General features: G+C 36.8%; 18 protein-coding genes. 15 read left to right on the forward strand and 3 right to left on the reverse strand.

Annotated features, from left to right (window positions below; all coding sequences use genetic code 11):
- Positions 1-453 precede the first annotated feature (453 nt).
- From H6G68_RS21550 to H6G68_RS21565, 4 genes are all read left to right on the forward strand, one after another.
- The gene (locus tag H6G68_RS21550) at positions 454-2,184 is read left to right on the forward strand and encodes a type IV secretory system conjugative DNA transfer family protein (protein WP_190908473.1); all 1,731 of its coding nucleotides are present in this window, start codon (positions 454-456) and stop codon (positions 2,182-2,184) included.
- 101 nt (positions 2,185-2,285) lie between these two features.
- A complete protein-coding gene (locus H6G68_RS21555) occupies positions 2,286-4,571 on the forward strand; it encodes a hypothetical protein (protein WP_190908474.1) in 2,286 nt (761 codons plus the stop codon).
- Between the two features lie 291 nt (positions 4,572-4,862).
- On the forward strand, positions 4,863-6,356 hold the full coding sequence (locus H6G68_RS21560) for a serine/threonine-protein kinase (protein ID WP_190908475.1): 1,494 nt from the start codon (positions 4,863-4,865) through the stop codon (positions 6,354-6,356).
- A 239-nt stretch (positions 6,357-6,595) separates the two neighbouring features.
- Positions 6,596-7,144: a hypothetical protein gene (locus tag H6G68_RS21565; RefSeq protein ID WP_190908476.1), complete on the forward strand. Its 549-nt coding sequence runs from the start codon at positions 6,596-6,598 to the stop codon at positions 7,142-7,144.
- A gap of 92 nt (positions 7,145-7,236) precedes the next feature.
- Here H6G68_RS21565 and H6G68_RS21570 read toward each other — a convergent pair whose 3' ends face one another.
- The 3 genes from H6G68_RS21570 to H6G68_RS21580 form a co-directional block, all read right to left on the reverse strand.
- On the reverse strand, positions 7,237-8,943 hold the full coding sequence (locus H6G68_RS21570; RefSeq protein ID WP_190908477.1) for a WD40 domain-containing protein: 1,707 nt from the start codon (positions 8,941-8,943) through the stop codon (positions 7,237-7,239).
- A complete protein-coding gene (locus H6G68_RS21575) occupies positions 8,943-9,818 on the reverse strand; it encodes a S1 family peptidase (RefSeq protein ID WP_190908478.1) in 876 nt (291 codons plus the stop codon). The genes H6G68_RS21570 and H6G68_RS21575 overlap by 1 nt, the downstream gene beginning before the upstream one ends.
- 110 nt (positions 9,819-9,928) lie before the next feature.
- Positions 9,929-10,483 (reverse strand): COP23 domain-containing protein, encoded by a 555-nt coding sequence (locus H6G68_RS21580; RefSeq protein ID WP_190908479.1) that lies wholly within the window; start codon positions 10,481-10,483, stop codon positions 9,929-9,931.
- A 352-nt stretch (positions 10,484-10,835) separates the two neighbouring features.
- Here H6G68_RS21580 and H6G68_RS21585 point away from each other — a divergent pair, with 352 nt between their 5' ends.
- From H6G68_RS21585 to H6G68_RS21635, 11 genes are all read left to right on the forward strand, one after another.
- Positions 10,836-11,669, forward strand: a complete 834-nt coding sequence (locus H6G68_RS21585; RefSeq protein ID WP_339327878.1) for a bifunctional DNA primase/polymerase — start codon at positions 10,836-10,838, stop codon at positions 11,667-11,669.
- Between the two features lie 9 nt (positions 11,670-11,678).
- Entirely contained in the window at positions 11,679-12,146 is a 468-nt protein-coding gene (locus H6G68_RS21590; protein WP_190908480.1) for a hypothetical protein, read from the forward strand.
- Between the two features lies 1 nt (position 12,147).
- Entirely contained in the window at positions 12,148-12,582 is a 435-nt protein-coding gene (locus H6G68_RS21595; protein ID WP_190908481.1) for a hypothetical protein, read from the forward strand.
- The gene (locus H6G68_RS21600) at positions 12,582-13,328 is read left to right on the forward strand and encodes a hypothetical protein (protein ID WP_190908482.1); all 747 of its coding nucleotides are present in this window, start codon (positions 12,582-12,584) and stop codon (positions 13,326-13,328) included. The genes H6G68_RS21595 and H6G68_RS21600 overlap by 1 nt, the downstream gene beginning before the upstream one ends.
- Positions 13,307-14,035 (forward strand): prokaryotic E2 ligase family D protein, encoded by a 729-nt coding sequence (locus H6G68_RS21605; protein WP_190908483.1) that lies wholly within the window; start codon positions 13,307-13,309, stop codon positions 14,033-14,035. The genes H6G68_RS21600 and H6G68_RS21605 overlap by 22 nt, the downstream gene beginning before the upstream one ends.
- Complete coding sequence (locus H6G68_RS21610) at positions 14,032-14,640, forward strand: hypothetical protein (protein ID WP_190908484.1); 609 nt, start codon at positions 14,032-14,034, stop codon at positions 14,638-14,640. The genes H6G68_RS21605 and H6G68_RS21610 overlap by 4 nt, the downstream gene beginning before the upstream one ends.
- 129 nt (positions 14,641-14,769) lie before the next feature.
- Entirely contained in the window at positions 14,770-15,618 is an 849-nt protein-coding gene (locus H6G68_RS21615) for a ThiF family adenylyltransferase (protein WP_190908485.1), read from the forward strand.
- Between the two features lie 466 nt (positions 15,619-16,084).
- Positions 16,085-16,375, forward strand: coding sequence for a hypothetical protein (locus tag H6G68_RS21620; RefSeq protein ID WP_190908486.1), 291 nt, complete (start codon positions 16,085-16,087; stop codon positions 16,373-16,375).
- 246 nt (positions 16,376-16,621) lie between these two features.
- Positions 16,622-16,927: a hypothetical protein gene (locus tag H6G68_RS21625; protein ID WP_190908487.1), complete on the forward strand. Its 306-nt coding sequence runs from the start codon at positions 16,622-16,624 to the stop codon at positions 16,925-16,927.
- A gap of 286 nt (positions 16,928-17,213) precedes the next feature.
- Positions 17,214-18,644 (forward strand): DNA polymerase III subunit beta, encoded by a 1,431-nt coding sequence (gene dnaN / locus H6G68_RS21630; RefSeq protein WP_190908488.1) that lies wholly within the window; start codon positions 17,214-17,216, stop codon positions 18,642-18,644.
- 231 nt (positions 18,645-18,875) lie between these two features.
- Positions 18,876-20,180, forward strand: coding sequence for a DNA polymerase III subunit gamma/tau (locus H6G68_RS21635; protein WP_190908489.1), 1,305 nt, complete (start codon positions 18,876-18,878; stop codon positions 20,178-20,180).
- The last annotated feature ends 229 nt before the right edge of the window (positions 20,181-20,409 follow it).

The raw sequence follows: 20,409 nt of genomic DNA on the forward strand, positions 1-20,409 counted from the left end.
GCAGAGGCGCAGAGGCGCAGAGAACACAGAGAAGATATGGAAACAAAAGATAATTTTTTATGCCTGATACAGGACTAATATAGGCATCCTGTTTGATTATTGAAAATATACTGAGACTTTACTCTATGTCCAACAAGGCTTTTATCTTCAAACAAGTTGAGAAATCAAATATGGCACTCCTATTTGATTTGTGAAAAAATCGGGTACACCTTAATTTTCCATAATCCTCTTACCTGCCTAAAAAAACTATCAGCAATCAAATCGTATTCCTATTATATATGTTTTAAAATATTCATCTACAACAACTTTCAAATTTTCAGACAACACTCTTGCGCTCTTCTCTGCGTCTCTGCGTGAGATAAAAAATATAGTTTATCTAGCTTGAAATGACTGTCATACAAAATATCGCAATCTTAAGTCTATATCAATCATTTTGAAATTTATCTAATCACCATGAGTACAAACAACTTTATTTCCGAACTTCAAAATCCCCAAGCACCAATTGGTAAATACACTCATTATCTTTTTTCTGCTAATGGGTTAATGCTGACAGGATTATTGCTAGGATTTCTATTACTACAAATGTTATCTGGGAATAAAAAAGGCAGGTTAGCTACCAGTTATTTTGGCGGCAGCAAGGAGACAGCTAAAGCGAAAAAGAAAGCTATCAAACAAATCGCTAATCCTCAATGTGATAGTGCTACTCTCTATATTGGTAGACACAAATTTACAGGTAAAAAAACTCAAAATAAAGAACCAGGAAGTCCCACACCGTTATACATACCAGATGTACAAAGAGGAACGGCAGTCATTGGTGCGCCTGGTAGCGGTAAATCATTTTCTGCCATTAATCCGATGATTTATAGCGCCATTGACCAAGGTTTTCCGATTGTTTTGTATGACTTTAAATACCCAACTCAAGCTAAAGTTGCCAGTTATGCCAAAAAGATGGGTTATCAAGTCCATATTTTCGCTCCTGGTTTCCCTGAAAGTGAGGTGTGTAATCCCCTTGATTTTCTCCGAGATTCTACAGATGCGGAAACGGCAAGGCAGTTAGCAACTGTGATCAACAAAAACTTAAAAATGATGGCTGCTAGTAATGAGGATGCTTTTTTTGGACCTGCTGGTGATCAGTTGACTGAAGCTATCCTGATGCTGACTAAACAAACTCAGTATGCAGATATTATGACGGCGGCGGCTATTCTCAGTAGCGATCGCATGGTAGAAAGATTAATGGCTGCTAACCTCAATCCCTGGATTAAGATTGCTTTTGGTCAGTTGTTCAGTTCTGCTGGTTCTGAGAAAACGATTGCAGGTATCGCCGGTACTGCCAGTTTGATGTTTACCCGGTTTATGAAAAAGAATACTTTGGGGTGTTTTGTTGGTAAGACGACTCTACCTCTGGAAATCAAGGGTAAGCAGATGATTATCTTTGGGTTGGATAGGGAACGACGGGATGCTGTGGGACCGCTATTATGCAGTATTTTACACATGACCGTTGCTAGAGCGATCGCTAAAAAAAGGCAAGACCCATTAGTTGTTGTCCTGGATGAAGTGCCTTCTTTATACCTACCAGACTTGTTTAGATGGCTGAATGAATCTCGTAGTGAGGGTTTTTGTGGCATTCTGGGATGGCAGAACATGGGACAGTTAGAGAAATACTACGGTAAGGAAGTTGCTAAAACCATGCTGGGTGCTTGCGGTACGAAGTTCATTTTTAATCCGGGTGAGGAAGAATCAGCGCGGTTGTTTAGTGCTTACCTGGGAGATGAAGAAATTAAGTATAAGCAGAAATCTAAAAGCACTGGGGGAGGTAAAAGCAGTACCTCAATCTCTGAACAAGATAAAACACGGAAGTTATTTGAACCAGCACAGTTTTTGAAGTTGCCACCGGGAAAGTGTATATTTATTAATCCGGCTTACTGTAATCAGAATGAAGCTTCTGTGCCTTTATTAAAAACCATTAAAATCCCCAAAGTTTTAATTAATATTGACCAAGAAAATGACTCTAGGTGGACAAGTTTGATTGCTCAGTTGACAGAAAAAAGCACTCAACAACGTCCTACCCAAGAAGATTTAGATAAACGAGTGGCTGAGGTAAATAAATTATTTCCTGTTCCTCAGCAACCTGTACAAGCTGGTGCTGTACCATTACCTATTGATGCTTATAAAGGATTTTTCTAATTATCAATGTTAAAGATATTGCTATATGATAAATCAGCGACTAAAGTTATTAAATGAATCCTAGTAATCCTTTAATCCTGCTCTAAAATGGATATATTAATATGTTTGATGAAAGAGTAACGCAATTAGCAACTGCTTATCAAAAAACTGTTGATCATATAATTGATGAGCTTCAAATTACTGCCTCAGTATTAGCAGAATTAGTCCAGGCTTTAATAGATAAAATCAGAGAAACACTTAAACAAGAACTAGAAAAGATATCTGAAATTGAAGTACAAATAGGAAGTGAGAAATATCGGCTTGTTCCAGATGCGGAATGTCCTGGTGCTTGGAAATGGGAATCTGCCAAAATGTCCGATGTCCAAGTGCAGAATATCGCCAAGCAGTTAATGTTAACAGCAGCAAATAATTCTCAAGACATCACAGATATTGTTCTAGCTAATAATAACTCTTCCTTGGCTATCATTGCCACTATCGAATCAGGTGATAAATTAACTGTTTACCAGCAAGATATTGAAGGTAAATGTCGTCATAACTGGGTGACGGAAAATTTAGACACAGAGGAAATTATCGCTGTAGTCTATGAACCCATAATTCGTTATTTACCTCCTAGTCAAAATTCCACGGATAATACAAGAGAGATAAAGGAAGATTTAACCAAAATTATTGATGAACTGCTAGGTCAACTTTTTGGATTTCAAGATATTGAGAGTGAAGTTGTTGATAATTCTACAGAATCTGAATCTCCAACAACAGCAGTAAGTTCTAGAGAAAACATTGAATTAGAAAATGAATTTACATCAGTTTTAGACTCACCATTTGAAGAGGAGAGTTTCATATTCTGGGATGAAAATACTCCATTACTAGAACCACCAGTAGATGATTCACCAGAATGGGATGATGCCAGGGATATACCTATGGCTGAAATGACATATTCAGAAGAAGAAAATCAGCATAATTTTACTGATAAGCAAGTTTCGACGAATGAAATAAAAACTGAAGAAACAGTCACGGAGACAATACCTGAAGTTGATGCTTTTAGGGAAGAAAAGTCAGCTAAATTTGTTGAAACAATAGAGGAAGAAAGTAAAACACAAAAACGAAAAGTTACTTTTACAGAAAACTACAATGGTGTGGTTTCATCTCCAACAGTAACTTCTCAAAATCAGCAGTGGATACGGGAAGTGGAAGTTCCTATTAAGAAGGATGTTGCAGCCAGTTGGCAAAAGATCCTAAGTTTAAATTGGCTGAAAATGCGGCATAATCTCAAAGTTGAAAATGCCAAAATTGCTCAAACAGCAGTTGAATTTCTCAAGGCTTATGGAGAGACGTTAGCAGATGGTTCTAGAATTTACAGAAGTGATGCTTTTGTAATTAGAAAAGAAGGTGAAAAGTATAGTATCCATCATCGGCGTGATGAATTATCTAATTTTTCTCATTCTCTGATGGAATTTACTGTCAATTCTCGTCAGGATATAAAATTTAAAGTTCCTCCTACACAAATGTTAGCAGTAGAAAGACAGGAGTTTTTGATGGTAGCTGAGAAGATTTCGAGTGAGAAGAAATTACCACAGTTACAAAATGCGGATATCAGAGATATTGCTAATCAACTAGGTTCTTTAGCACCTGCTGGTACTTTTGCAACATTGGAAAGTTTTAGAAAGACTGAGGTTTTGGGTTTACTAAATTCTGCTTTACAACAAGCTAAGACTGATAATTTAACTATAGGAGAATACACTATTTCTAGATCCAGGGATGTAGAAGCTGGGGTGGCACAATTGCAGCTACATAAAACTAATCATCAGGGTGAACAACAAGAAATGGTATCTTTTACTCTCCATAAAACAGCAGAAGGTATTATTAAGCAGGTAGACTATCTTAATATTAGCGATTGGGATTTAACACAGTTGAAGTTTATATCCCGCAATGCTCATTTATTTGATTTGGAGAAGTATGGTTTAGTTGATAAAACCAGGGATGGTAGCAAGGAGGTTAAGAATATTGCTGATATACCAGTTCCTTTACATCCTGCACTTAAAAAGGTATGGCAGCAAGTAGAAAGGGATAATTCTCATATTAATTCTTCTGTCATTAATGCAGAAGAGGTTAAAGTAGGTATTCGAGATAAGGTTGAAAAGTTTCAGGAGATGCTTTCTGTAGGTGAACAGAGAGAATTGTATTTTCAACTTTTGGTTTTACAGAGTTTAAAGGATGATGATTTGCTAAATAAAATGCAACCTTTGAGAGAGATAACTAATGATTTAGAAAGGTGGCGTAAGGAAATTATAGAGAATAAATATACTCCAAAAATGGATATATTGAGAGAGGATATGAATGCAAAGAGGACACCCAGTAAATCTAGTTATACTGATCAGTTGTCACTTTAAACGTTTAATAACGACTAATTTTTTTAATCTTAATGTTTTATTATTAAATTTTAATTAATTTTAAATACAACTTACAATATTCGATTTTAAAAAAATTTTTATATTTAGTAGTCTATCAGATTTATGTTGACAAATTGTAAAAATTGAGAAGCTCTGTAGTTTATGACTTTTGGAAAATTTATATTATCAATGCACCCTTCCTAAATCTATATCTCAATACGCCCCACCCCCTATAGTCGTAACTAGATGTATAAATGGTATAAAGATATTGTCGGGTGTTGGGTAACTGGGATGATAAACGAAATTACTGTAGGTCAAATTATTGGCGGACGTTACCAAATTGTTGAACAACTCGGTAGCGGTGGATTTGGAGTTACCTTCAAAGCGGAGGATACAAAAACACAAGGAAATCCTATATGTGTTGTGAAACATTTTAGACCTGACCACCCAAGTAAATGGGAAAAAGGTTTAGAATTATTTAAACGTGAAGCAGAAAAGCTTCAAAGCTTAGGTAATCATGACCAGATTCCTAAATTTTTCGATTTTTTTACGGAAAATCAAGAGTTTTATTTAGTACAAGAATACATAAAAGGTCACAATCTACGTGAGGAATTAACACAGGGTAAACAACTAAGTGAAACTGAAGTAATTAATCTTCTGCGGGATATTTTAGGAGTTTTAAGTTTTGTTCACCAAAATGATTTAATTCACAGGGATATCAAACCTGAGAATATTCTGAGACGTGAATCTGATGGGAAAATAGTTTTAATTGACTTTGGAGCAGTTAAAGAAATCCCTACACTATTAATTACTCCACCTGCACAACCACGGGTTGTTACTAATATATATAGTGATGGTTATGCACCTAAAGAACAACAACAAGGTAAACCACCACAATTTAGTAGTGATATATATCCAGTCGGTGTAATTGCTATCCAAGCCTTAACAGGGATAAATCCTCGTGTTTCACCATTTCCGACTCACCCCGATACAAAGGAAATTATTTGGCGCGATCGCGCTCCTCATGTTAGCACAGAATTAGCTAAGATTATTGATAAAATGGTGCGCCAGAATCACGAAGAGCGTTATCCATCAGCAAGAGAAGCATTAGCAGCAGTTAACGAACTCCTATTACCACCAAAAACACCACCAATAAACAACACTACAACAACTACAGGAACAACGCAAGTAATACCACCACCAAGAAAAATTCCTCAGAATATATTCCTAGTTGCAGGAGTATTTGGAGTATTTGCGTTTATTACACCTGCGATTTTCTGGTTAAAATCTCAAATAATACATCCTCAACCCAATTTTTTATCTTATCCATATCAGGACACCAATACTCAATATCCTGAGAACTGGACTCCCCAAAAACCACCAGGGCAATTTGGCGGTGAATTAATCAACTTTTTACCCAAAAATATCCATTCTGAAAATTCCTGTTTTCCAGTATTTACAGTTAATAGGGAGGAATTTGGCAAAAAGATTCTCTCTCTCAATGAATTTAAAGCCAAAACTATAACAAAAATCAAAGCTAATAATTCCTATTCAAACCTTAAAGACGAAACTACACCAGAAACAACTTTATCTGAATTTCCCGCCTACAAACTCGCCTATTTTTTTCAAGATAATGAATGTAAATTTCGAGTTTTAGAAATTAGCACAGTCAGAAAAGGTAATGGTTACTATCTTACCTTCAGGGCGACAGAAAAAGAATTTGAGCAATATTTAGGAACGGTAGAAGCAATGATTAAGTTATTTAAAATAATTGACGTTAAATGATATGTTTACACAACCTGGTTAAATCAAATTTAGTCAAAATCACTGTGTATGTTGCCTTTAGAAAAAACCGAAAAAGTACCGTAAATGCTTGATTTAAGGTCTTTAAAAGCAACATAAATTTATTTAATGTATTATTAAATATTGAATAAGCTATGTAAAATCAATGAAAAACAAAGTACATTACTATAATCAAAAGTGATAAACTTAACAAATAATCCCATGTTTACCATCATTAAATTATGCGTACCATTCGTCACCTCACCAAAGTTAGCACTCTCACAGGTGTAGTTTTAACCAGCCTACTCGTTTCTAGTCATCCAGTAGCAGCACAAAGGGCGTGTGTTGTTACCGATAGTGGTAATGTTGTATGCGGCAGACTTCAGCAGAACTCTCAAAAACCTAGCAGTGTCAAAAATCAAACTTTAGAATTTGAACATATTAATGTAACTTTGCAAGGCTGTAAGCGTTCCTCTTCTACCGTGAATTGTTACTTTTTATTAACCGCTAAACAAGATAGTGATGTAGAGTTTAACTGCTATAGAAGTAAGATGTTTGACTTGTATGGCAGTGAGCATTTGTGTCGGCAAGCACAAATAGGCAAAAGTAAAGGAGATAATTCTGCTCAAACAAGGATGCTTAAAGGTATTCCTCTGAAAGCAATAGCTACCTTTAAAGAAGTACCAACACAAGTTAAAGAGATAGCAGCAATTGAAGTGCAAGTTAATCCTTATGTTGATTACTGGAGATCCTACAATGCTGTATTTCGTAACACTCCTATATCAGAGTAACTGAGGTCTTGTATAGGTTTGTCTAAATAATAAATATCTATTTCCAGTGTTGTTTTTACAACTGAAAAAAATTAACAACCTACTTATCCTATCTACTTAGACACCCGCCAAACTTTAATATTACTTTCTCTACTCGCACTAGCCAGAGTTTTACCATCTAAACTAAAAATGACAGAATCAACGGTGTCAGCATAACCTGTCAAAGTGTGGATTTGTGTTCCCGTTGCCACATTCCACAGTTTAATTGTGTTGTCATCACTGCCACTAGCCAAAATTCTCCCTTCAGGACTAAAAGCCACAGAATTAACTCGGTTAGAATGACCTGTGAGAGTGCGGATTTCTGTTCCTGTATCTATATTCCATAGTTTGATTGTATTGTCATCACTGCCACTGGCTAAAATTCTCTCTTTGAGACTAAAAGCCACAGAATTAACTCGGTTAGAATGGCCTGTAAGAGTGCGGATTTCTGTTCCCGTATCTATATTCCATAGTTTGATTGTATTGTCTGAACTACCACTAGCCAAAATTCTCCCATCAGGACTGAAGGCCACAGCATTAACCTTAGTAGTATGCCCTGCTAGGGTGAGTCTTTCGTTGGTTGTGAACACATCCCACAACTTGATAGTCCCATCACTACTGCCACTAGCCAAGGTTTTACCATTTGGACTGAAAGTGACAGAATAAACCGAGAAAAAACTTCCTTGAAGGCTGCCAATTTCCGTTCCTGTAGCGACATTCCACAGTTTAATCGTCTCGTCATTACTGCCACTAGCCAAGGTTTTACCATCTGGACTGAAAGCAAGCGACTCAATTCGGTCGGAGTGTCCTTGAAGAGTGCGGATTTTGCTTCCTGTAGCTATATTCCATAGTTCAATACTTCCATTCTTACTGCCACTAGCGAGAATTTCGCCCTTGGGACTCAACGCAATAGCTGTTACCAGGAAAAAATCTCCAGGTAGGGTTTTCGCTAGGGTGAAAGGAACGCTAGGAACTTTTGTAACTGGTGGACTGGGAATTTTAGTAACTGGTTGAGGAGGATTTTTGGTGGTAGTTCGACTGGGAACTTTTGTAACTGCTGGACTGGGATTTATCCGTGTTCCAGTAAGTTGTAAATAGGTCTTCAACGGAATACCTAACGCAATACCATCAGTATTACGACTATTAATATTTCTGGACGACTGACCGTAAATACCAACTAACTTGCCATTTGCATCAAGTATCGGTCCACCACTTTTGCCCTTGATAACCGCAACCTCTAAGGACAAAGTATAACCGTCTTTATTTGGTTTTTGTGGTGGTCCACTAATAGACCCTGAACCAAAGTGAATTTTGCGTTCAGTCAGTCCAAAAGCTAGTTCTGGAAAACCAATCACATAGATAGTTTCTCCCACAGTCATTTGCTCAGAATTTCCCATTTCTGCTACTTCATAATATTGATTACTGGTAAAGGTAAACTCTGCTAAATCCACATCTCCCAATTGTTTTACTTGCCGATGGCTAAAGGTATACTGTGTATACGGTGTATTTGGTCTACTATTATATATTTGAGCTGTGTACTTACCTTCTAAATTGACAACGTGCCAGTTAGTCAATACTGTATAAGTATAAGTTGAAGCTTGGCTATTAGTTTTGCGCTTGATGATAATACCAGAACCAACCTGAGTACCATCAATACGAACTGTTATTTTTTGGGCAATGAGATAAACTTCTTGACGTGATAATGCTGCTATACCATTCAACGGAAAAATGACAATTGTTGTAGTGAGTAAGACTGATGATAAGATACTGCCAAACCTCATCAGTTATTCTCCAAATGACGTAGTAAAACCTGTTGATTAATAGGTATAGCCATACTAGAATCTATAATCATTTTTTCTACTTGTGGTTCTGGTTGAGAACCATCTTGATATACTTCTGAACTATCCCATAGTGGGTTTTTGTGTAAACTATTGATACCCACAACTTCACCATTTATATTTAACAATGGTGCGCCACTCATGCCTTTACGAACATCATTAGTATAGCCAATCTGATAACCTCCCACTAAGGGCTTAGTCAGTAAAATGGAAACTTCACCAGCAGTAAACACAAACCGATACCAGCTATTTTTGACTGTTTTCACTTCTGACTCAGGAATATCATCAGCAGTTCCTCTGGATATAAATCCTCCCACAAACACCTGCTCCCCAACTTGCAGACTAGAGGTATTTCCTAACCTAGCTCCTGTATAAACTACATTAGGACTGGAAAACTGCAACACAGCTAAATCCTCTTGGGGAAATTTCGCCTTAGTTAAGACAGCAGCATTGTAAATAAATCCATCAACGGTGTGAATTTGATAGGGTGGTTTAGCGGCTCTTAAGACATGAGCATTAGTGATGACTGTATAAATATTGGCTGTTTTTTTTAATAAAGTACCTGAACCTAGTAAGGTTTGTGGTGATTGCTTTGCTGATATTTTTACTGTTATATTTTGTGCTAATTGTTGTATTTGCTCTACAGTTAGGGTAGGTTCAGACTGAGAGGGTGTTGGTATTGGACATTCAGAAATATTGCAATTACTAGAAATGCTTTGCTGTCTTGATATTGCTAAGGAAACACCACCAAGACAGATCACTAATCCTAGAGTATAAATAATTTTACTTCTAAACCAATACCAATTCCTGTTTGACATTAATTCCAAAAATGTTAAATGCTAAACTTTGAATTTTGACAGGAAAATAATCCAATTTCCCAAGGAGAAAATAAATCGTGAATATCAAGGAATTTAATGATTGTCAGTACCTAATTATTAGTACAGGTTTCATTATCTAGCAATTTTTTCACATCTATGTAAATATTACCTTCATCATCGTAGGAGATCAGATTACATCCACTTAAATTAATTGGAGAATCACCTGCACCTCGACGGAAATCGGTCATTCTTACCAGCACTTCTTCAAAATCAGTTCCCGGTTTAAGAGTGACTAATAAATTATCGACTGTACAAGGTGCGCCTTCTTTATTAGCAATACATACAACTGGATAGCCGTTAAACTTCTTTCTGCCAGTAAAAAACAACTTACCTTGATCATAATATCGTTGTAATTTAGCAGTAACAATTTGACAGCGTTTCTGGGGTGGGAAGTTCTTAAAATCTTTGACAACCCAACGCAGAAAAGTCTCAGAACCCCGTGAACCGCGAACCTTGGTAACTGGTACATTTTCCTCTTGGGTACAGAAAAATTTGTTACCTCTGGCATAACTTGGTTCACTTAGAGACATTCCTAAAGTCAAAAGAGAGGATACGGTGACGGCTGCTAGTCCTGGTAAAACTTGAGTCAAGAACCTTTGCTGCATAAATTCAAATATTAGTCATTGAAATCTACGTAAACAACTAAAATACAACATCTAGTTGCTTTTTTCGCTTCTTTGTCAAGTCTTTTCACTGAAAATTAATATTTGATCATTAATTATAAAATTATAGTCTGCTAACGCAGACATAAGTAGTAAATCAAAATTTGATACTAATATGGTTATTGATTTCATACTCTTTGAACAAAGCAAAAATCCTGCAAAAGCAGCGTAGCAATTTATTTTCAGCTTTTTATCCCTTTTATAACCCCAACCAAAATTAAAATCCTATGCTGAAAAAAAACCACAAACCCAAAAACTAATTGACACCCTCAAACTACTCCCCCCACACTGGCCTATCATCCCCACCCAGGGAAAAAGACCATTAGGGTATCAATGGGAACAGCATTCCTGGTCTCCTCAAACATTGCTGAACCAACTCCAGCAATATGAGAAAGTACCAGTCAGAAACCGCCATCACGGTTTTTACAAAGTAACCCCCACAGGTATAGGTGTCCTTTGCGGTCAAAACTCCCAGGAATTTTTAATCGCCATAGACTGTGATGGATACAGCGCCCATGCAGCAATTATCGCTCATCAACCACTCCCCACCACAGTTGCATTTACATCAGGACGACCAGGAAGGGCGCAATATTTACTGAAATTGCCAGGTAACAATCATCCTCAACTCAAATCCCGTAAAATCACCACCGCCCCTGGTGAAGTTTTAGAATTTAGAGGTACTAAACTACCATCAATACTTCCCCCCAGTATTCATCCACAAACAGGGTATTATCGTTGGCTGAGTGGTTGTCGTCCTGACCAAATTGAAGTAGCGATCGCACCATCTTGGATAATTGAACAGATGACCAAACGTGCGAAATCACCAAAAAGAGATTACCACAAAAATAGTAACTTTTTACCAACAAATCCAGAATTTACAGGTGAGGATACAGAAACAGCACTGCTACTACTGGAAATTATTCATCCTCGCTTTGCAGATAAATATGATTCATGGATCAAGGTAGGAATGGCTTTGAAATCAGTCAATCCTACCCTGCTTTCTGCTTGGGAGGAATGGAGTCAGCTATCAGCTAAATACACACCAGGGGAGTGCGAATACAAATGGCAATCTTTCAGAAAATGGGGAATGAATATGCAGATTTTACACCGTTTAGCTAATCTTTCCTAACTACTAATTATGTCAAAAACTGAAACTCAACAAATTGTGGATGCAGATGTTGAAGCTGACGATAACGATGGTGATTTCACCACCGCATTCACAGAAACTGATGTTGTTAACGTAGCATCTGAAAAAGAAAATAGATTTGATTTTGATAGCAACACTATCATCTTAGGCATCCAAATTTTACCAGCAAATCAGCACGATTTACGACAAGTGTTTATCACGGCTGGAATCAAGGGAGAACCACCAGTCATGCAAATTACTACACTAAATGAAATTGAGCAATATCCAGTAATAGCTGAAGTTCTCACGAAACTAAAAGTTATTTTACCACAAATGGCAGAACAAGCCCAACAAAAAGAAGCTCAAAAACAGAAACTATCTGTCAAGCCATCAGAGAATAACAAAATTGTCAATCCTCCTGATTTACCACCAACTAATACTCACAAAGCTAATCCATCTAATCAATTAACACTGTTTTAAGATGCCGTACATTTTGATGATTGAAGGTCAAGAAATACCCATAGCTGATGAAATTGCAGCTACTGACGAAACTCTCCGCAATGCCCTGACACCATTCTACCCAGAAATTGCTCATGCAGAAATTACGCGAACGGATAAAGATGGAATTACCCAAATTCGCATGGTCAAGAAAGCAGGTACTAAAGGTTTAGGTGATATCCTCCAAACTTTAATTACTAGCGAACATCAATTTAACCCAGCTTTACTATTAAGTTGGCAAATCAAAATGTTAGAAATTCAAGGTCATCTGAATATCGAAAATCTGCTGTTATTACAAGATGAAATAGAAACAGCAATTACCACTGGGAGAGAATGGCAAACTGAATTAGACAAGAGTTTAAATATTCTCAAAAAATCTCCTCCTATACCTTCAGAAATACCAATTTCCGGCTTCTAATGCAGTCTCAATATCAATTGGCTGCTGAGTCTTTAAAAAAATACCAGATTCCCCAAACTGTGCAAGAGAGAATTTGGTATTTAGAAGAACTCAGCGAACAAATTAATTACCTCAGTCTCTACAAAGAACTATTCCCCAATGAATGGTCATCTTCAACAACTCCCTTGAGACAACATTCACATCCCAGTGTTTACAGTGACTTAGAAATTGAGTTTTTGGAACTGGTAAATGAGTGGTTATTTCCCATAGATTACCACGAAGACTTTCGGGAATGCACAGAAAGGTACACAGAAATTCCCGTTTACTCCCAAAACATAGATTGGTGGGAAATAAGTTTAGAAGAACTCAGCCTTACAGAACAATTTCTATTATCAATTATAGGTTATGGACATCCTCAAGAAGATTGGAATTCTTGCTTTGGATTCATTCCTCATAAATTGGTAACGGTGGATAAAATCAATTGGGATAAACTTTCATCACTTTGTCAACAAACAACATCACCTTTGTCTCTACTTTATGATGTCATATCTATCATTGACCACAGTACAGAATGTATTTGGTTAAATGTCACCCATGAAGAATATGTCTCATTTGATTGGGAACAAGCAGTGCTGAAATATTTAGCCGAACAATGGCAATTATGCCAAACATATTGCCAGAAAATGACAGAGTTTTCCGAATGGATTGAATCTTCTATTGACCATAGAAAACAGGTAATCAAACTATGGAACAAAGCACGGTATTAACTAACATTTTACCTCAACTCAACATCGGTGATATTTCACATTCAATTATCAACCAAACTACTCATGCAGAAACACTAGCACATCTGTTATTTCTGCCAGGACAATACCTTCTAGTTTATAAAGAAGGAGAAACGACAAATTACAAATTTATCGCTCCTGCTGCGTTGAGAGAAGCTTTTGCTGCTGAACCCATTGACTCAGGTTATTTACCAACAAATACCGTGAGGTGGGGAAGATGTCACAAAGGAGAATGGTTAGTGCAGTTTTATCCACCACAACGTTATTGCATCTCCTTGGAAAATACGACTTTTAAAATACCTATGCCGGGGTTAATATTTGCCGGATGTAATCGTCAATATTGGATTTGGGCTATTAAGAAATTCGAGCAAAATTCTCCCCTATTTTATGCACCATTACCAAACGTGATGGAGAACGGTTCTATCTGTTTCGGTGGAAATTCTGTTCCCCATTGTTCCCCTGAAAATATCATGCAGGTATGGGAATTGTTTTGGCATAGTCCTTTCAATCAAGATTTTGTGCAGGGTAAATCTAAATCATATCCTGAAGATGTGCGTTGCCTTTGGCGGGCGAAGCCATCGCATTTACAGCAACTACACAACAACAAATCTAAAAGATACCCCACGCGGGATTTAGTGCCTTGGGGTAACAAAACCATCACCACTGCAATTGAGCTTATTATCTCATGACCATGCCGACACTCATCAATTATCAATTTGCCACCAACACCGACTTACCACCAATAACAGGCAAAATGATGGAATACTGGGTAGCTGGGAACGGAGTGTTTATCCGTGCTGCACGTCAAGGACTATCTGCGTGCTTTCCTATCAACCAATGCAGTATTCGCGGTTTACCCCATCTCACACCGTACTTTCACCTGCAATATCCTTTGGTTTCCGCTAGGTTAGTGTTGCAAATTTTACAGTTAGCTCAAAATGTGGGACACCAAGAAATACTCTTCTATCTCTGCTTTACGGACGGGGAGTGGTATCTGCACACCCCAGAACAAACTGCCACATCTACCAGTGTAACTCCAGTAGGGGCAACAAGCTTATCATATCAGACTGCGATGATTGAGATACACAGTCACCACAGTATGAGCGCACAATTTTCTGCTACTGACAACGAGGAAGAAGCTGGAAAGTTTAGAATCTTCGCTGTTTTGGGTGAGATTTTCACTAATCCTCATATCTGCGTGCGGTTGGGTACATACAGCCACTTTTGGCAAATCCCTGCTAACTGGGTATTTGATTTACCAAGCTGTCAGCAATTCCAATTCAGTAGCATCTGAATGATTACAGCTATTTTCAGGTAAATGAACCACATTTTTAAATCTCACGCAGAGACGCAGAGAACGCAGAGGTAAAATTCAAGGAATGATACCGCTACAAAACGGATTTGATGTCAGAGATATTACACCATGATGAAATTAGACCTATCTTTTGCTCACTCTGTCCCGCTTATGCTACCTGCACATAATCACGTTGAGTTCATAATTGTGGGTGCTGGTGGGACAGGGGGTTTTTTGATTCCGTCGGTTGCTAGACTGATGCTGGAGATTGAAGCAAACAGCAACAAAACCACTTCTTGTATAGCTGTAGACCCAGATATCATTGAACCTAAAAACATTCCTCGGCAGAATTTTCAACAGTCAGAGATTGGGTTATACAAAGCGGAAGTTCTAGCAGCTAGATACAGTTTAGGATTGGGAGTACAAGTCAGAGCGATCGCTATTCCATTCACTAAAAAGATTATATCAGTCAGATGGCGTAAGTTAACAGTTATTATCGGTTGTGTAGATAATGCTGCTGCGCGTGCTGAAATTAGCAGTTGCTTAGACCAAAATTACTCAGGTTCTCTACCACAAATTTGGTGGTTAGATTGCGGTAATCATGCTGTTTCTAGTTCTGGACAAGTAGTGCTTGGTTCTACTAACCAATTTACCTTAGAAGCTGCTTTTGATAATCGTCAAAAACCGAACTTTTGCATTAATCTTCCTAGTCCTTCTAAGCAACATCCAGAACTGCTCACACCATTACCTGAAGAATTAAATTCAACAAGTTTATCGTGTGCTGAAATTCAAGCACGAAACCGCCAAAGCTTATTTGTTAATCAACAGGTGGCTGTTATTGCTGCGGAGTATTTGCTGGCATTAACATTAACTGGAAGTTTGAGAAAATTTGCAACCTATTTCCATAATACTACAGGTTCTTGTCGTTCACTATATACCTGTGTAGATTCTCTGCAAAAGTTACAAATGACGAAATAATTTCACCAAGTCGTTCAATTTCAGTTTAGCACTACAGGATTAAATCACTTTCGCTGACGCGCTTCTTCCTTGGAGAAATTCAAGGGAGAAGATTATTTATAACACTTACGTAAGAAAATCTTTTAAAATCTCATTTTTTGTCTATTTTAGGTTTTTGTGACTAACCACAGAGGCACAGAGAACACAGAGAATGAGGGTTTTACCAATTTTATGTGAGGCTGCACAGAATACTGAAATCCATTGATTTATCCATCTTTATCTGTGTTTATCTGCGTACCCTTCGGGAAGCAAGCTACATCTGCGGTCAATTATTCTTGTTGTTTTATTCTATGCCGCTTCATATAAATTTAGTATTAAAAGATATTTTCGTAAGTTCTGAGAAATATTTGTAAAACAAAAAAAAGCGACTACCGAATATCTAAAGCCTGTTCCCAAAGTTGAAATTAAACTACCACAAATAAAATCAATGCTCAACATTACTAAAGTACAACTGAGTGCAAGTGGATGGACTCTCAATATCCTTTCAACTAGAGTCGCGACTATTACTAATCCTTTGGGACAAAGAAAAGTCACATACTTCGGTTTTGAAACTGAAGAAAAGGCACTTCAATTTAAAAAATGGCTTCTTGAAAATACAACAAATTTGACTATTTATGTGAGAAAAGCGGAACGATTAAGTCAAAATTGGGAATGTAAATGTTGGAATGTACCAACAGAGGTAATAATTCAAATAGCCGAACTAGATATAAACCAATAAAACCAGATTAAAAATCAACAAAATTAGTTCAAGCAATAAATTATTTGACACCAAAACAACTAATTTATTATGCGCTACGCGCTAAGTATTTGATGATTTTAATCAGAAGGCGTAATCTCTATTTTAGATTAAGTTTCTAATTTTGTAGAGGTGTATATCAACAGAATAATGTATACATAAAACGCCTTCACTGTTAATTAAATCATCATATTTTCTTGCTAAGAATTGTACAATCTCTATCAAACTATGAAACTATCTCATTCATTTACAGCCAATATTACCAAAGACACTTATGTCAGTTCATATAACAATGGTAATAACCAATCCTGTTCATTTTTTGAAGATGGAGAAACCGTAACATTAAATTTTAATACTGATTGTCTTCACCAAGTACGAGAAACCATCAAAGTTCTTCAACAAATTTATCAATCTCTTTCTCAACAACGACAACAGCAAATTACAAATGAGATTGAACAGTTAAATACTCATAGTCTCATCCCAGTTTCTCCAAGTCATAACGGCAAATCTCACACAGTAGAAATAGGTTCATAAACAGACCTTTTTTATTAATTTACTAATTTACACAATGATTTGTAATAAATTACCACTTCAAACTAAGCAGATGATGAAAAATCGTAAAAATTGAGAAAATTTCATCTGTAATAAAACGCTAACAACTTTGATATTGATGGTTTTTAGCGATTAATTGAAACTTGCCAAACATGAATTCCAGAACATAACTACTCTGTATACAAAGTACAGGGTGAATCAAGGTGTTTAGTGATAAACTAAGCACCTCTTATTTCATGGCTTTATTGACATCAAGTAACCCAAAATTATGAAATTCACAATTTCTCAAAAAGACCTGGCTGATACCCTTAACTTGGTTAGTTACGCTGTACCTAACAAACCTCATCACCCTATACTCAACAATATATTGTTGGTTGCGGATAAGCACGAACAAGAAATTTTAATGACTGCTTTTGATTTGAGTTTAGGAATTCGAGTTCAATGCAAATCCAGAATAGAACTAGAAGGTAAAATTGCTTTACCTGCTAAATTATTCACCCAGGTAATTTCAAGTCTTCCCAAACAAGATATTACTTTGGAAATTGTAGATAATGCTGCCATTATTACTCACTCTTGCGGTAAATGTCGGATTCAAACGGTTAGTCCTCAAGAGTTTCCATCTTTACCAGAAATTGAAGGGAAGAATATTATATTACCAGCAATTAAGTTGTTACAAGCATTAGAAGCAACATTATTTGCTGCTAGTCATGATGAAAATAAACAAGTTTTAGCTGGAGTTCATTTTCAATTTACTAATAGTAGTTGGGAAGCAGCAGCAACAGATGGACATCGATTAGCAGTTGTTTCTGGAACGATAGAAACAGATGAACAATTGACAGAAAATGCACAAATTGAAGCTGATTCAAATACAGTAGAAGTCACAATTCCTCAACCTACACTAATAGAATTACAAAAGATTTTAGGTAGTGTAGGAGATAACAGCGAATGTACTATTAACATCGACAATGGAATTGCGGTATTTACATTACCCAATATCCAAATTACCACCAGATTATTAGAAGGAGATTATCCCAAATATTCATCTCTAATTCCCCAGCAATTTCAACATCAATTTATTGTTGATAGGAAATTATTTGATAATGCTTTAAAAAGAGTGGGAATTGTAGCTGACCAAAAGAATAAAATTGTCAAGATTACCTGTGACTATCAGCATCAACAAGCAACTTTATCTACTGAATCTTCAGATATAGGTGGTGCTGTGGAATCTTTGAATATTAAACCTCAAGATGGTTATCAGCAACAATTAGTCATGGGTTTTAATATCAAATATATGGAACAAGCTCTCAAATTCCTACCTACAAATGAGGTCTTGATTCATATCAACCAAACTACAACTCCTGTGGTTATTACTCCTGTTGATGGTATTCTCAATCAATTAATTCTGGTGATGCCGGTTCAACTTATTGGTAATAACAGCACAGCTATGGAAGAAGATACTTCAGATGATGAAGAAGTTATCGTTACAGAAAATATTTCTTCTGTAACTGAAGTAAATGAGGAAATAAATGTAGCTGCTAAAGGTGGGAATACGGAAGAAGATGTCAAGGAGAAGAATAATCTGATGAACACAGATTCTTCTCGACAGAAAAACACAGCAAACACTAAAACGAATTCTCAAACTTCTGCAAATTCTACTTCTAAACCTAAAGGAAGGAAAAAGAAAGTTGCTGCTGCATAGGATAACTGAATCAAAAATTGTAGTGGTTTAGATTTACTAAGCACATCTCAATACTTGTCAGTCAAAAGTTACAAAAATCTCTCTTAAACTTTCTTGTCTCTGTGTACTCTGTACCTCTGTGGTTCGTTACATCAAATCTGTTTTAACAATCACACCAAAAATTACTCACACCCCAAGCTTGTTACTGATACATAAGCTTGGGGAAATTCAACATATCTACTTTTGAAAAACATGACATATCAACCACTTCACCTGAAATATCGCCCTCAGTCTTTTACTGAACTTGTTGGTCAAAGAGCGATCGCAACTACTCTCACCAATGCTATCACATCCCAAAGAATTGCCCCGGCGTACTTATTCACTGGTCCCAGAGGTACAGGTAAAACTTCCAGCGCACGCATCTTTGCTAAATCTCTCAATTGTCAACATGATAATTCTCCCACTCCCACACCCTGCGGCCAGTGCAATTCATGTACCAGCATCTCCAAAGGTTTGTCTCTGGATGTGGTAGAAATAGATGCTGCTAGTAACTCTGGTGTTGAAAATATCAGACAAATTATTGACCGCACTCACATTATACCTGTCAACAGCCGCTACAAGGTGTTTGTTTTAGATGAAGTGCATAGCCTCAGTTCACAAGGTTTTCAAGCTTTACTCAAAACCTTGGAAGAACCACCAAAGAATGTAGTGTTTATTCTCTGCACCACAGAAATTCACAAAGTTCCTGCAACAATAATTTCTCGTTGTCAAAGGTTCGATTTCAAGAGAATTGGTGTGGAGGATATGATACAACACCTCAACCAAATTGTGAATGAGGAATTAATTGATATTACTCCAGAAGCATTACGTTTGATTGCACAACTCTCTTCTGGTTGTTTGCGCGATAGTCAATGTTTACTGGATCAATTGAGTTTACTAAATATCACCATTGACCAAAATTGGGTATGGGAAATGGTGGGAAATGTGCCTGAATATGAGTTGCTAACAATGGTGGAAAGAATTGTTGAAAATGATAGCGATTCCGTAATTAATATTATTCGGAATTTGTTGGAATGGGGTAAAGAACCTTTAGTAATTCTGCAAAATCTCACCAGCTTTTATCGAGATATGTTGATTGCTAAAACATCTCCTAGCAGTAAAGAAATGGTGATGCTAACTGAAGATACTTGGCAACAATTGTGTCAAATAGCTAAAGATTGGCAGACTACAACTATCTTAGCAGCACAGCAGCACCTGAGACAATGTGAAGTGCAGGTAAAATTATCTACTCAACCACAATTATGGTTAGAAGTTGCTATTTTAGGTTTACTACCTGCTGCTAATTCTACAAATTCGAGTCAATTTATTCCCATTGCTGAAAATCCACCTTGGACGAATTGGAAAACACCTGCTGATGCGATCGCTTGGGGACAACAGAAATTACCAAATATGAGTTTTGAATCCCTGCAAGAACGTTGGAATTCCTTGATTCCAGTCAATGGTAAGAAAGCTCCTGTTTGGGTAGAAACGGTACAACAGTTATCCTCTTCTCGATAACATTCTATGAATTAGTATAGCAATCTTATCTAATTTTTGAAAATTCATTTATGTAAATAGCTTTACCCAGAGGTGGAAAGATAATAAATGTCAATTTTCAGAATAATTTAGGATTGCTATATAACCAACCATTCACGATGAATGGCTTTTAAATTTTCCATCACATACTAATTCCTAAATTAGTTAAGGGACTTCCAGGAAACAAATTATCCCAATAAATCAACAAAAG

The organism is Anabaena catenula FACHB-362, from assembly GCF_014698735.1.
Taxonomy (GTDB): Bacteria; Cyanobacteriota; Cyanobacteriia; order Cyanobacteriales; family Nostocaceae; genus Anabaena; species Anabaena variabilis_A.